Here is a 13088-nt window from a genome sequence, read left to right as displayed (position 1 = left end):
ATCGGCCCGAAAATCGGAACCGATTTTCGGAAGGCGGGACGGCGTGGTTTCGACGTGCCAGCCCGTACTTTGCATACAGGCGAACGAACGCCGCCATTAGTCGGCCTCAGAACCGCAGTTTGGCGCCGGCGCACAGTAGAAGCCAGTAGAACAGGCCGGTCGCGCCGACCGCGAGCAGCATCGCCAGGATGAAGCCGCTGGGGCTGTCGGTGAATGGCAGCCCGCCGGTGTTCATGCCGAATATGCCGACGATCAGGGTGCCCGGCAAAAGCAGTGTGCTCATCACTGCCAGCGCCTTGAGGCTGCGGTTCGATTCGTCGGCAAGCTCGGCCGCAAGCTCCTCCTGCAGCAGCCTTGCCCGGTCGTTGATCATGACGACCTCGCGGTCGAGCCGTTCCAGGCGGGCAGCAAGCCGGCGCAGAACTTCATGTGCGCCGGCGGAAAGGTTCCAGGCGGAACGGTCTTCATCCTGGAAAAGTGCTGCCAGGGCCGAGATCGGCCGATGCAAGGATACGGCAAGGCGGCGCACATCCTTCAGCTGTCGTCTTTCGTCGGCAAGCCGCTCGGTCACGAGATGGTCCTCGACCGCATCGAGCCGCTTCGTCGCCGCGGCGAGCCGCAGGCTGGTGGTCTTGCAAAAAGCCATGACAAGCGTTTCGAACAGCTCGAATGCTGTGGCGGGCCGCAGCCCTGCGGCAAGGGCGGTGTGCACTTCCTCCACCGCCGCCAGCGGATGGCGCCGGCCGGTGACCAGCAGCCGCTCCGAGACCGCAAAATGCAATCTGCCGATGGTCGTCGACTGATGGGCGATCTCGCCATGCAGGTCGGCGGAAATGCCGTGGACGACGCCATTCTCATGCGCCAGCACCAGGCTGTCCTCATGTCCTTCGAGGATTGCATGAGCCGACGCCGGCAGCGCGCAGGCATGGCTGACCCAGGAATGGGCGCGCCGGTCGACAAGGTCGACATGCAGCCAGACCCAGCCGTCCAGTGAGGCCAGCGCGGCCTCCATGTCCCGGGGCGCCAGCGATTCGGGAGCTTTGCCGGGAGCGGCATGATAGGCCCAGACCAGCCCGGGGGCATGATGCTGGTCGTCCGCGGCAAGCAATGTCAGATGCGATGCGTCATTCATGGCCGCCGCCGAGACAATGCACGTTCAGGATCCGGGCGGCGCCGGAGCCGGCGCCGCGACATTCTGGCCAAGTCCTATCCCCGCTCAGAATATCTGGCGGAAGATGACGAACAGCACGAAGGCAAGACAGATGGAGACCGGAAGGGTCAGTATCCAGGCCATCAGCATGTTGCGCACTGTCGACCATTGCAGGCCCGAGCCGTTCGCCGCCATGGTGCCGGCAACGCCCGACGACAGCACATGGGTGGTCGAGACCGGCAGGCCGAGATAGTCGGCCGATGCGATGGTCGCCATTGCAACAAGCTCTGCGGACGCACCCTGGCCGTAGGTCAGATGGCTTTTGCCGATCTTCTCGCCGACGGTGACGACGATGCGCTTCCAGCCGACCATGGTGCCGAGGCCGAGCGCCAGCGCGATGGCGACCTTGACCCAGAGCGGGATGAACTTCGTCGCGTTGTCGACCGCCTTGTGATAGGTCGTCACCGCCTTCAGGTCGTCGACCTCCATCGGCAGCAGCTTCTTCTTGTCGATCAGTTTCAGCGCTTCACCGATAAGATAGATGTTGTTGCGGGCGTTGCTGACCAGCGTTGTCGGCAGCTTTTCCACGGACGGATAGGGCGACAACATTGCGCTAGTGTCGTGGATGAAGCTCTGCAGGGCAGGCGTGGTCTCGTCCTTCCAGGTCTTGGTGCGAACGGCGTCACCGACCACGGTTGCCGCGTCGGTCACGGCGACGCCGGGCTTGACGTATTTGCCGAGTACCGTTTCGACCTGCGTCGCTGCGGACTTGTAAGCTTCGAGATAGTTCACGTCCGGTGTGCGGTTGAGCGCGAAGGCGGTCGGCACCACGCCGATCAGGATGAGCATGATGAGGCCCATGCCCTTTTGCCCGTCATTGGAGCCGTGGGCAAAGCTGACGCCGGTGCAGGTGAAGATGAGCAGCGCCCGGATCCACAGCGGCGGCGGAGCGCTCGACTTCGGCGCCTCGTAAAGCTCGCGGTTCCTGACCAGCAGCTTCATCGCCAGAAGCAGCAGCCCAGCCAGGCAAAACCCGACCAGCGGCGAGATCAGAAGCGACAGGCCGACATTGCTTGCCTGCGACCAGTCGATGCCGCTGGTGATGGAATCGGCCGGCGCCGTGAACTGGTTGGCGAGGCCGACGCCGATGATCGAACCGATCAGCGTGTGCGAACTCGAGGCAGGCAGGCCGAGATACCAGGTTCCAAGGTTCCACATGATCGCTGCGACCAGCAGCGCGAAGACCATGGCCAGCCCGGAGCTTGATCCGACCTGAAGGATCAGTTCGACCGGCAGCAGCGAAATGATGCCGAAGGCGACCGCCCCGCTGGCGGTGAGCACGCCGAGGAAGTTGAAAAAGCCGGACCACATCACTGCAAGCTCGGCCGGCATGGAATGGGTGTAGATCACCGTTGCCACCGCATTGGCGGTGTCGTGAAAACCGTTGACGAATTCGAAGCCGAGCGCGATCAGCAGCGCCAGGCCAAGCAGAATCCACGGCACCGCGACGGTGCTGGTCAGGTCCTGGCTGAGCGCGTAGCCGACATAGGCAAGGCCGCCCAGGATGATGACGGCAAAGGCCGGCAGAAACCATTTGCCGGTGCTGTTTGGCCGGTCGAGCGGATGCTCCGGCCTTGGAATTCCTGCTTCGCTGGAAACAATATCGACCATACCCCACTCCTCTTGCGTTGCAGCAAAGAATGGGAGGACGCTATGTCGGCACAATGAAGCCTGTGTGACGGCAGAGCACTTTGAGATTGGAGCAGATAGTGCTGGACGGGGGTTCCTGATCTATTCCGCGATCTCCAGCAGGGTCGATATCAGCAGCCGGCGCTCGTCGGCGGAGAGAATGTCCGAACCGAACAGGTTCATGCTGCGAAGCCCTTCGATAGCGAGATAGCAGACCAGCAGCGCCTTGAGATTCGGCGTCTCCTCCTTCAGCCGCTCGAACACTTGCCGCCTGAACGATTTTATCGGCGTCAGGAAATCGGGATCCTCGGCAATCGCCGAAAATATCCAGGACGCCGACGGTTTCGACTCCTCGGCATGCTCGGCCGAAAGCCTGATATAGGCCGCAAGCGGGCTCTCACCGCTGACGCCGTTGGTGCGGGCGGCCTCAAGCGCCTTTTGGAACGCGCTGAGGTAATCCTCCACCAGCGCCTGCATCAATTTCGCCTTCGTCGGGAAATTGTAGAGAAGACCACCCTTCGACACGCCGGCGCGGCTGGCGACCGCATCCAGCGACAGGCTGCCAGGACCCGTCTCGCGTGCCACGTCGGCGGCGGCGGCGAGGATCTTCTCGCGCGAATTTGTTCTGCGGGCCTTCATCAATCGTTCCCCATTCATTAGCTTAAGCGGAATTGACAAGACCGTCCAGACGGTACAGTAAGATTGCCGTCATTTGAAATTGGGACCAGTCACAGGTATGTGTTCCGGTCATCCGACCGTTATGCTGGGCCATGGCCGAGGGGACTGTTCGTGATCAAGCGCTTCATCATCGCCTTCATTCTGCTCGTGCTGGTGTGCGGCGGCATCGTCGGCTTCAACCTGTTCCGCGACAATGCGATCAAACAGTTTTTCGCCACCATGAAGCCGCCGGCCGCGACCGTGTCGACAGTCATCGTCAAACCGATGTCCTGGACGCCCGGCGTCGAGGCGATCGGTACTGTCAGTGCCGTGCGCGGCGTCGACCTGACCGTCGAAACCGCGGGTATCGTCAAGGACATCCAGTTTCATGCCAATCAGAAGGTCGCCGCCAACGCCGTGCTGCTGCAGCTCGACGATGCCGTCGAGCGGGCCGACCTCGTGGCGTCGAAGGCGCAAGCCACATCCGACCAGACGACGCTGATGCGCGCTCTTGAGCTGCAGAAGCGCGGGGTCGGCACCGACGCTACGCTGGACACGGCGCAGGCGGCAGCATCGGTCTCCTCCGCGCAGGTAAACAAGCTGCAAGCGGTGCTCGACCAAAAGCAGTTGACGGCCCCTTTCAAGGGCACCGTCGGTATTCCGAAAATCGACATTGGCCAGTATCTCACACCCGGCACCGCCGTGGTGACCTTGCAGGACATGGACACGATGCGTGTCGATTTCACCGTGCCGGAGCAGCAGCTTCCGCTGCTGAAGATCGGACAGACGGTGCGGCTGGGCATTGGCGGCGGCGACATGCCGTTCGCCGGCAGCATCCGCGGTATCGATCCGAAGATCGACCCGACGAGCCGGCTGGTGACGGTGAGGGCGGAGGTCGCCAATCCTGAAGGCAAGCTGACGCCCGGCCAGTTCGTCCAGGTGCGTGTCGAACTGCCGGAGGAGAACAACGTGCTGGCGCTGCCGCAGACTGCGCTGACCTCCAGCCTGTACGGTGACTTCGTCTTCGTGGTGCGCCCGGCCAAATCCGCAGAAGTCAACGGCGCGGCTCCCGAGGCAAAGCCGGAAGAAAAACCAGCCGCGGATGCTGCCAAGCCCGCTGCCGAAGCACCCGCGGCAAAACCCGAAGAAAAGCCGGGCGCTACCCCAGCCAAACCGGCAGCGGAAGCCAAACCGGCAGCGGAAGAACAGAAGCCGCAGCTCGTGCTCGCCCAGGTGTTCGTCAAGCCAGGCCGCCACAACGCCGGCCTGGTCGAGATCCTGGAAGGCATCCAGCCCGGCGACGAAGTCGTTACCGCCGGCCAGAACCGGCTCTCCAACGGCATGTCCGTTGCCGTCGACAACACAATCGATCCGAGCAAGCCGGGGAACCAGCAGGCAGCCCAGCAATGAGCTTTTCCGACCTCTTCATCCGCCGCCCGGTCCTTTCGACCGTGCTTGCCTGCATGATCCTGCTTCTGGGTTTTCAGGGCATCTTCAACCTTTCGATCCGGCAGTATCCAGAGGTTGAAGAAACGGCCATCACGATCACCACGGCCTATCCCGGCGCCAGCGCCGACCTGATCCAGGGGTTCATTTCCGCGCCGATCGCGCGTGCTGTCGCTTCGACCGAAAACATCGATTATGTCACGTCGGCGAGCCGGCCGTCATCCAGCACCGTGACAGTGCAGATGAAACTCGGCTCCGACCCCGACGTTGCGCTGAACGAAGTCCTGTCGAAGGTTCAGAGCGTTCGCGGCGATCTGCCGGACGAAACCAAAGACCCGGTGATCGTCAAGGGCACCGGCCAGCAGTTCGCGATGATGTACATCTCGATGCAGAACCCGAACATGACGCCGGAACAGCTCACCGAATATATCGAGCGCGTCGTGCGGCCGCGTATGTCGACGGTCGAAGGTGTTGCCGACGTGCAGATTTTCGGCGCCGCCGAATATTCGATGCGTGTCTGGATCGACCCGATCAAACTGGCGGCGCGCGGTGTGACGGCGGCGGAAGTGCTGACCGCCATTAACGAATCGAATTTCCTCTCCGCGCCCGGCGATACCGAAAACGAATATGTGGCTTCCTCGATCACGGTTCGCTCGACCCTGCAGACGCCGGAGGCTTTCGCTGCCCTTCCGCTCCGCTCGAAAGACGGCAATGTGGTGAGACTGCGCGACGTGGCCCGCGTCGAACTCGCCGCGGTGAACACCGACACCAGGGTCACCTTCAACGGCAAGCCCGGCATCTTTCTCGCCATCTTTCCGACGCCGGCCGCCAATCCACTGACCACCGCGGCGGCGATCCACAAGATTGTGCCGACGATCCAGGAGACGCTGCCGCTCGGCATGACGATCGAGATCGTCTATGACTCGACCGAGCAGATCAGCGCGTCGATCGAGGAGGTGTTCAAGACCATCGGCGAGGCGGTCGCCATCGTCATCGTCGTCATCCTGCTCTTCCTCGGCTCGTTCCGCTCGGTGCTGATGCCGATCGTGACCATTCCGCTGTCGCTGATCGGCGTCTGTTTCCTGCTGTTTTCTTTGGGTTATTCGATCAACCTTTTGTCGTTGCTGGCCATGGTGCTGGCGATCGGACTGGTTGTTGACGATGCCATCGTGGTGGTGGAAAACATCCACCGCCACATGGAGGAAGACGGCTTGTCGCCGATGCAGGCGGCTTTCAACGGCATGCGGGAGATCTCCTCCGCCGTCGTCGCCATGACGATAACGTTGGCCGCCGTGTTCGCGCCGCTGGCCTTCACCGGCGGCCTGACAGGCGCACTGTTTCGCGAATTCGCAGTGACGCTTGCCGGCTCGGTGGTCCTTTCGGGTGTCGTTGCCCTAACCGTCACGCCGATGATGTCGGCACGCATCCTGAGGGCCGGCTCGCACAGCCGCTTCCAGCGCATTGTCGACAACACGTTCGGGCGCGTCGAAAACGTCTATGAGCGGCTGGTCAGCGGCTCGCTGAAATATCGCCCGGTGACGCTGATGATCGTCATCGCACTGGTCGCCACGACCGGCTTCATGTTCACCAAGACCGCGAGCGAACTGGCGCCGGAAGAAGACCAGGGCTTCTTGCTGTCTATTGTGAACGCACCGCGCTATGCGACGTCGGACTACACCGAGACCTATGTGAACCAGATTCTCGGGCTAGTGAATGATATCCCCGAAACCAGGGCGCGGTTCTCCGCCGTCGCGTTCCAAGGCCCGACGAACAGCGCTTTCGTCGGCTTTGCGTTCAAGGACTGGGCCGAGCGCGCGCGCAGCTCGAAGGAACTTCAGGAAGACATCACTGCCCGCCTTGCCAAGGTGGCGGGCGTCGAGGCTTTCGTCTTCGCACCGCCGACACTGCCCGGCTCCGGCGGCGGCCTGCCAATCACGATGGTGGTGCGCTCGACCGGCGAGGCCTCCCAAGTGTACGAGGCGGCCGAGAACATCAAGAACAAGGCGCAGGCCTCCGGTCGCTTCCTCGCGGTGCAGAATTCGATGTCCTACGATGCGCCGCAAGTGACGGTGACGATCGACCGCGACCGCGCCGCGGCACTCAACCTGCCGATCGCCGATATCGGCCGGACGCTGACCCTCTTGGTCGGTGGCGCCGAGGTGGCGCAATTCGACCGCGAATCCAACAGCTACGACATCATCCCGCAGGTGCCGCAGAGCTTTCGCGACAATCCCGAAAAACTGGGGGAGTATTTCGTGCGCAGCGTCTCGGGTGAGATGGTGCCGCTCTCTGCGGTGGTGAAGATCTCGACCAACGCGTCGCCGGCGGCGATCGAGCAGTTCAACCAGTTGAATTCCGCAACGATTTCCGCCCTGCCGCTGCCTGGCGTCACCACCGGCGACGGTTTGAAAGCGATCGAGGATATCGCCAAGGAGAGCCTGCCCGACACTTTCTTCATCGACTATACCGGCCAGTCGCGGCAGGAGAAGCAACAGGGCTACACGATCATCATCGCCTTCGCGGCAGCCGTTCTCGTCATCTATCTGGTGCTGGCGGCGCAGTTCGAAAGTTTCCGCGATCCGTTGATCATCATGATGGCGGTGCCACTCTCGATCTTCGGCGCGATCGTGCCGCTTAATGTCGGGCTCGGCACCCTCAACATCTACACCCAGGTCGGCTTGATTACGCTGATCGGCCTGATCACCAAGCACGGCATCCTTCTGGTCGAGTTCGCCAACCAGCAGCGTGAAATGCACGGCATGCGGCGGCGCGATGCGATCATCGCGTCGGCCAAGGTGCGGCTGCGGCCGATCCTGATGACGACGGCGGCGATGGCGCTCGGAGTGGTGCCGCTGATCATCTCCAGCGGCGCTGGTGCCGCGGCACGCTATTCGATGGGCCTGGTGATCTTCACCGGCATCCTGGTCGGAACCATGTTCACGCTCTTCGTGGTGCCGATGTTCTACACGTTTATCGCCAGCAAGGACCTGCCGCATCACGCCGAAAAGCCGGACCCCAAGCTGATGCCGGTGATGCCGGATTAGATTGTACTAACATTGCACAATAAAGAAGGCCGGATTTCCGGCCTTTCTTGGGAGCTACGAAAAGCATCGCTCATTTGACGATGACGATGCTGGTGTTGGCCGGGCCGAACACCTCGACGAGCTGATAGAAATCGGCGGCGTTGTCCGGATGCAGACGCACGCAGCCATGCGAGGCCGGCTGGCCGAGGCGCTTGATGGCGCTTGTCGCATGTACGGCGTAGCCGCCGCTGAAGAACACCGAATGCGGCATCGGGGCGTTGTCGTATTTCTTCGAATACCACATTTCATGCATGCGGGTCGGCTTGAACGAACCGGTCGGCGTGACGTGCGTCCTGTCGCCGGTCGAGACTTTCCAGGCGAATGTCGGCCGGCCGTCGACCAGGATTTCCATGGTCTGCTGCGATAGCGACACACGCGCGACGATCTTGTTGGCGGCGGCGTGGGCTGCGCTGTTGCCGGCACTGACAAGCAAGGCAGCACCGGTGATGACGGCGGCGGCGATGTTGATGAGCTTGGCGGAAATGGCGGTGTACATGATGTCTCCCCTATTCTGCCGGTCGGGGCCGGCTCAATTCGATGACCGGCTTATCGGGGCGTCATGTTTCGAGCCGATTTCGCTAGATGCTCGTTTGTGTTTCGATTCTGTTTCCCCCGGGTTAACAGAAAACGCCGTGCAAAGCGGCTTACAGCTGTTGGACGTCGTCATGACAGCGGCGGCGTGTTTGCCTAAGCGGATCAGCCAAACCGCGGCACGAATACGCGATTGTCTTTCGTTTGAGAGGAATTCCACCTGACTCCGAAACCGAGCTGCAACAAAGCGCGGCCTCGGCGGCATGATCCGGATACAGCGAACGGGCAAAGTTGACGTAACGAAAACAGCGGGCAACGAACGATCGGAAGCCAACACTGTTTTCGCTACGGTCTGGATTGTCTGGACAGTTTCCAGCCTGCGCGTCGACCGGCTCAAGCCCCTCTGGCGGGGGCGGCTTAGAGCCGTTGAGGATGCGCGGCGCCTCCGGCAACTTGCAGCCGAGAGGACCGAAGGCCCGCGCCGCAACGGGGGGCTCCGCTGGCGGCGCGGGCGCTTCGGGGGTTCCCCTGAAGCGCCCGTAAATCCCAATTTTGAGGAAAGAACAGGATGAAAACGAAATTCGCCGCTTCCGTGCTTTCTGCCCTGCTCTACGTGCAGGGCCTGCTCGGCATTGCCGGCCTCGCAACCGTGCTGCTGAAGGAACGTGCGCATGCCGGCGAGGTCAGCACGAACAGTGACATGCCGTCAGGCCCGTCGCTTCTCGTGGCGCGCTGAGGAAAGAGCATCGGACCCAAAAGCGGGAACCGGTTTTAGGAAAATCCGATACTCAAAAAAGGGGTGGCTGTCCTGCATTCAATCGGCGAATTGCGTTGGCGGATCGAACCGGTAACCCGCACCCCGTATGGTGGTGATGGTTTCGGTGTCGAGCTTGCGGCGCAGCCGCACGATGCGCGAATCGATCGACCGGTCGAAGGCTTCGGCATTTTCGGCGGGCGCGGCGGCGATGATGTCGTCACGCGTCAGCACCTTGCGCGGGCTGGCCAGGAACAGCCTGAGCAGCGCCACCTGCCCGGCGGACAGCTGTTCTTCCGTGCCCGAGCGGTGCATGACGATGGCCGACCGGAGATCGACGGTCGCGTTCTCCAGCACGATCAATTCCCCGGCGCTCCTGCCGCGCCGAGCCAGCAGGCCGCCAACGCGGGCGGCAAGCTCCCTGACATTGAGCGGGCTTTCGACGACGTCGGCGGCGCCGAGCTCGAGCGCCAGCACCTTGTCGACCAGATCGGCCGGGCGGCAGATCAGGATGAAATCCGGTCCACCTTCGCCGCCATGTCGCCTGAGCAGGTCGCGCCCCTCCGCCTGGCTGACGCTGTCGCCGACAACCACGACATCGATACCCTTTTCAGAAAGCAGCGATTCGGCTTCCCACGGCTGTCGCGCGGCGCGGACGTCATGACCGCGTCGCTTGAGATGATCGGCGAGATCGGTCGCAATTACTTCAGCGACGGAAACAAGCGCGATGACGGATCGTGCAGCCATGTTTTTCTACCCCGCATACGGCAACCCAAGAAGAGTGCTGGACATCATGTTTATACCCAATCTACTTTCCGCTGAAAGCGGGAGCGAACGCATCGTGCGGGCACGAATTGTCATTGTCGAGGACGAGCCCGACCTGAGGGACGCGGTCGCCGAGTATCTCGGCGCCAGCGGCTATGATGTGGCCACGGCCGAAAGTGCGGCGGCGGCGCGCGACCTGTTGGAAGCCCAGTCCTTCCATCTGGCCATTCTCGACATCGCCATGCCGGGCGAGGACGGCCTGTCCCTCGGCCGCTGGATGCGGTCGAAAATGCCGATCGGCATCATCTATGCGACGGCCGCCGGTACCGCGCTCGACCGCATCGTCGGACTGGAACTCGGCGCTGACGACTACATCGTCAAGCCTTACGAGTTGCGAGAAGTGCTGGCCAGGGTGCGCAGCGTGCTGCGCCGCGTTCCGGAGCCGACCGAGCCACAAAAAGCCAAGGCTGAAACATCCGGTGGCCGCCGGTCCGTGAGCTTCGGCGCCTTTCACGCCGACCTCGACGGCAGGCTCGTCACCGGCGCCAACGGTGCGGTCATCGACATGGCCAAGAGCGAGTTCGACGTGCTGGAGGTGTTCCTTACCCGCGCCAACCGGCTGTTGACGCGGGCGGCGATCTCCGAGGCGATCGGTTTCGTCGAGGACGCGGAATCGTCCCGCGCCGTCGACATCCGCATCATGCGGCTGAGAAAGAAGATCGAGGCGGATCCGGCCAATCCGAAATTCCTGCGCACGGTGCGCGGCGAAGGCTATATCTTCTCGCTGCCAGCCGGCGAAAATAACTGAGGCCCGGCGGCTTGAGCAAGCCACGGCCAGGAAATGACCATGACGGCTGAAACAGCACGCGCGGACTCGCAGGGCGCCAGGCAGGGCGCGGCGATGGCGGCCGTGCATGTGGTTCGCCGGCTGCGCGAAGCCGGCGACTGGCAGCGCGAGATGGAGGGTATCCTCCAAACGCTTTGCGAAGCCATGGATTGTCACCGCGGCATCCTGTTTCGCCTGCGCGAACTGCCCGGCCAGGGCTTCGCCCAGTCGGTCGCCGCTTATTGGATCGCCCCCCGGTTTGGCGGCGAGCTGGCGTCACCGACCGTCATCATGCAGTCGGTCGTCGATTCGGACCCATTGCTGGAACAGCTGGCGGAGGACGAGCGCCAAGGCAAGATATTCGCCGGGCACACACGCGATCTCGAAGGCTTTCTGCGGACCGATTTCGAAAAGCAGAACATCAAGTCGTTCCTGTCGGTGTCGGTCTTTTCGCACGGCAATTTGTGGGGCACGCTGGCGGTCAACGACTGCGTCAACGAACGCGAATGGACCGACCAGGAAGAGGCGGCGCTGCACATGGTGGCACTCGCCATTGGCGACGCCATCGAACGGTCGCCCTCCGACGCGCATGCCAGTGACGTCATTCGCCGCACCATGCTACAGGCCTCGCTCGACGCCATCATCGTCATCGACGAGACCGGCTCGATCATCGAATTCAATCCGGCCGCCGAGAAGATGTTCGGCTATCGACGCGGCGATATCCTCGGCAAGGACCTGCTCGACACGGTCGTGCCGGAATATTACCGCAAAGGCTATGCGTCGGGCGCCGAATACATGTCGGGCCGCGGCGCGCCGATGGTCGGCCAGCGGCTCGAAACGGTCACCCAGAATGCCGCCGGCGAGGTTTTTCCGATCGAGCTGACGGCGACCGAGATGCGGGTCGCCGATCGCCATCTGATCTTCGGCTCCATCCGCGACCTGCGCGACAGATTGCGCGCTGAGGAGGAAATCAACCGTCAGCGCGAAAAACTGCACCAGAACGAGAAGATGGCGGCGATGGGCTCGCTGCTTGCGGGCGTTTCGCACGAGCTCAACAACCCGCTGGCCGTGGTCGTCGCCCAGTCGACGCTGCTGCATGAATTCGCCGCCGATCCGCAGACCAAAGTACGCGCCGAAAAGGTGCGCGCCGCTGCCGAGCGCTGCGGCCGTATCGTCAAAAGCTTCCTGTCGATGGTCCGCCTGCACCCGACGGCGCAGGCCGAGACCGACCTCAACCAGGTGATCCGCGCGGCACTCGAAGTGACCGCCTATGGCGCGCGATCAAGCGGCATCATCATCGACACCGATTTCGCCGGCGGCCCGCTGCTGGCCATGGCCGATGCCGACCACGTGACGCAGGTAGCCGCCAACTTCCTCATCAACAGCCAGCATGCCTTGGCCGGCATTGCCGGCGACCGGCGGATCAAGGTCCGGACGTTTCGCAGCGACCGCGGCAATCCCGGATTCTCGGTCGAGGACAACGGGCCAGGCGTGCCGGAAGCGATACGCTCACGCATATTCGAATCCTATTTCACCACCAAGCCAGTCGGCGTCGGTACCGGTATCGGCCTGTCGATTTCCAAATCGATCATCGAGCGGCACAATGGCAATATCTGGTTCGAGGAGGTTTCGCCGAGAGGCGTGCGTTTTGTCGTGCAGTTGCCGGCGATCGCTGCCGGCGCGGTCGCCGCCGGCGACAGTCCGTCGCGGTCGAGCGGCTTGCGTCACGCGCTGATCATAGACGATGAGCCGGATGTCGCGGCGTCGCTGTCCGACATTCTGGAGTTGATGGGCATCAAGTCGCGGATCGTGCCGGCCTGGGTCTCGGCCGCCGCGACCCTGAGCGGCCACATGCCGCCGGACATCGTGTTTTCCGATTTGCGCATGCCCGGCACCAGCGGCATAGCCGCCTATCGCGAGCTGCTTGCCGAAATGCCGGATCTGGCGCGGCGTTTCGTCCTTGTCACCGGCGATCTGATCGGCGCAAAAGGCGAAATCGAGGCGCTGCCGGCGCCGCAGCGGCCGCCAATCCTCGAAAAGCCGTTCAGCACGCTGGATGTGCGCGGCGTGCTCTCGGCCATTGCCGAGCAGGTCGCTTTGGGCGGCTAGACTCCCAGAGAGACAAAAAGGAAAGAAAAAAGGCTCCCAGCCGACATTGCGGCGGGAGCCTGACTGGAGTGCTGGAGG

The 13088-nt window shown here is 62.7% G+C and carries 10 protein-coding genes; 5 read left to right on the top strand and 5 right to left on the bottom strand.

Annotated features, from left to right (window positions below; all coding sequences use genetic code 11):
• Positions 1-106 precede the first annotated feature (106 nt).
• From NKH37_RS04440 to NKH37_RS04430, 3 genes are all read right to left on the bottom strand, one after another.
• Positions 107-1132 carry a transporter gene (locus tag NKH37_RS04440; protein ID WP_353003989.1) on the bottom strand — a complete coding sequence of 342 codons (1026 nt, stop codon included), beginning with the start codon at positions 1130-1132 and terminating at the stop codon, positions 107-109.
• 84 nt (positions 1133-1216) lie between these two features.
• Positions 1217-2821, bottom strand: a complete 1605-nt coding sequence (locus NKH37_RS04435) for an inorganic phosphate transporter (RefSeq protein WP_353003987.1) — start codon at positions 2819-2821, stop codon at positions 1217-1219.
• A 120-nt stretch (positions 2822-2941) separates the two neighbouring features.
• Positions 2942-3478, bottom strand: coding sequence for a TetR/AcrR family transcriptional regulator (locus tag NKH37_RS04430; RefSeq protein WP_353003984.1), 537 nt, complete (start codon positions 3476-3478; stop codon positions 2942-2944).
• Between the two features lie 150 nt (positions 3479-3628).
• Here NKH37_RS04430 and NKH37_RS04425 point away from each other — a divergent pair, with 150 nt between their 5' ends.
• Together NKH37_RS04425 and NKH37_RS04420 are read left to right on the top strand one after the other, a co-directional pair.
• On the top strand, positions 3629-4906 hold the full coding sequence (locus tag NKH37_RS04425) for an efflux RND transporter periplasmic adaptor subunit (RefSeq protein ID WP_502895831.1): 1278 nt from the start codon (positions 3629-3631) through the stop codon (positions 4904-4906).
• Positions 4903-7986 (top strand): efflux RND transporter permease subunit, encoded by a 3084-nt coding sequence (locus NKH37_RS04420; RefSeq protein WP_352480983.1) that lies wholly within the window; start codon positions 4903-4905, stop codon positions 7984-7986. Before NKH37_RS04425 ends, NKH37_RS04420 begins: the two co-directional genes overlap by 4 nt.
• Before the next feature lie 70 nt (positions 7987-8056).
• Here the strand turns inward: NKH37_RS04420 and NKH37_RS04415 are convergent, their stop codons facing one another.
• Positions 8057-8521 (bottom strand): L,D-transpeptidase, encoded by a 465-nt coding sequence (locus NKH37_RS04415; protein ID WP_023721319.1) that lies wholly within the window; start codon positions 8519-8521, stop codon positions 8057-8059.
• Between the two features lie 603 nt (positions 8522-9124).
• Between NKH37_RS04415 and NKH37_RS04410 the strand changes: the two genes are divergently transcribed.
• Complete coding sequence (locus NKH37_RS04410; protein ID WP_352641299.1) at positions 9125-9292, top strand: hypothetical protein; 168 nt, start codon at positions 9125-9127, stop codon at positions 9290-9292.
• 78 nt (positions 9293-9370) lie between these two features.
• On the opposite strand, the gene NKH37_RS04405 is transcribed toward NKH37_RS04410, so the two are convergent.
• Positions 9371-10057, bottom strand: a complete 687-nt coding sequence (locus NKH37_RS04405) for a winged helix-turn-helix domain-containing protein (RefSeq protein WP_352588153.1) — start codon at positions 10055-10057, stop codon at positions 9371-9373.
• A 46-nt stretch (positions 10058-10103) separates the two neighbouring features.
• On the opposite strand from NKH37_RS04405, the gene NKH37_RS04400 reads away from it, so the two are divergent.
• Positions 10104-10883 carry a response regulator gene (locus tag NKH37_RS04400; protein ID WP_198030534.1) on the top strand — a complete coding sequence of 260 codons (780 nt, stop codon included), beginning with the start codon at positions 10104-10106 and terminating at the stop codon, positions 10881-10883.
• 39 nt (positions 10884-10922) lie between these two features.
• Positions 10923-13010 (top strand): PAS domain S-box protein, encoded by a 2088-nt coding sequence (locus NKH37_RS04395; RefSeq protein WP_353003980.1) that lies wholly within the window; start codon positions 10923-10925, stop codon positions 13008-13010.
• Positions 13011-13088: the final 78 nt, after the last annotated feature.

Source organism: Mesorhizobium sp. M1217, from assembly GCF_040318275.1.
GTDB lineage: Bacteria > Pseudomonadota > Alphaproteobacteria > Rhizobiales > Rhizobiaceae > Mesorhizobium.
The sequence above is the reverse complement of the archived record's forward strand: the minus strand, read 5'-3'. Positions and strand labels throughout refer to the sequence as shown.

Bases quoted from the DNA above. Each gene is read 5' to 3' on its own strand.
- NKH37_RS04435 (WP_353003987.1), bottom strand. From the start codon at position 2,821: ATGGTCGATATTGTTTCCAGCGAAGCAGGAATTCCAAGGCCGGAGCAT.
- NKH37_RS04430 (WP_353003984.1), bottom strand. From the start codon at position 3,478: ATGAAGGCCCGCAGAACAAATTCGCGCGAGAAGATCCTCGCCGCCGCC.
- NKH37_RS04415 (WP_023721319.1), bottom strand. From the start codon at position 8,521: ATGTACACCGCCATTTCCGCCAAGCTCATCAACATCGCCGCCGCCGTC.
- NKH37_RS04395 (WP_353003980.1), top strand. From the start codon at position 10,923: ATGACGGCTGAAACAGCACGCGCGGACTCGCAGGGCGCCAGGCAGGGC.
- NKH37_RS04400 (WP_198030534.1), top strand. From the start codon at position 10,104: ATGTTTATACCCAATCTACTTTCCGCTGAAAGCGGGAGCGAACGCATC.
- NKH37_RS04420 (WP_352480983.1), top strand. From the start codon at position 4,903: ATGAGCTTTTCCGACCTCTTCATCCGCCGCCCGGTCCTTTCGACCGTG.
- NKH37_RS04410 (WP_352641299.1), top strand. From the start codon at position 9,125: ATGAAAACGAAATTCGCCGCTTCCGTGCTTTCTGCCCTGCTCTACGTG.
- NKH37_RS04405 (WP_352588153.1), bottom strand. From the start codon at position 10,057: ATGGCTGCACGATCCGTCATCGCGCTTGTTTCCGTCGCTGAAGTAATT.
- NKH37_RS04440 (WP_353003989.1), bottom strand. From the start codon at position 1,132: ATGAATGACGCATCGCATCTGACATTGCTTGCCGCGGACGACCAGCAT.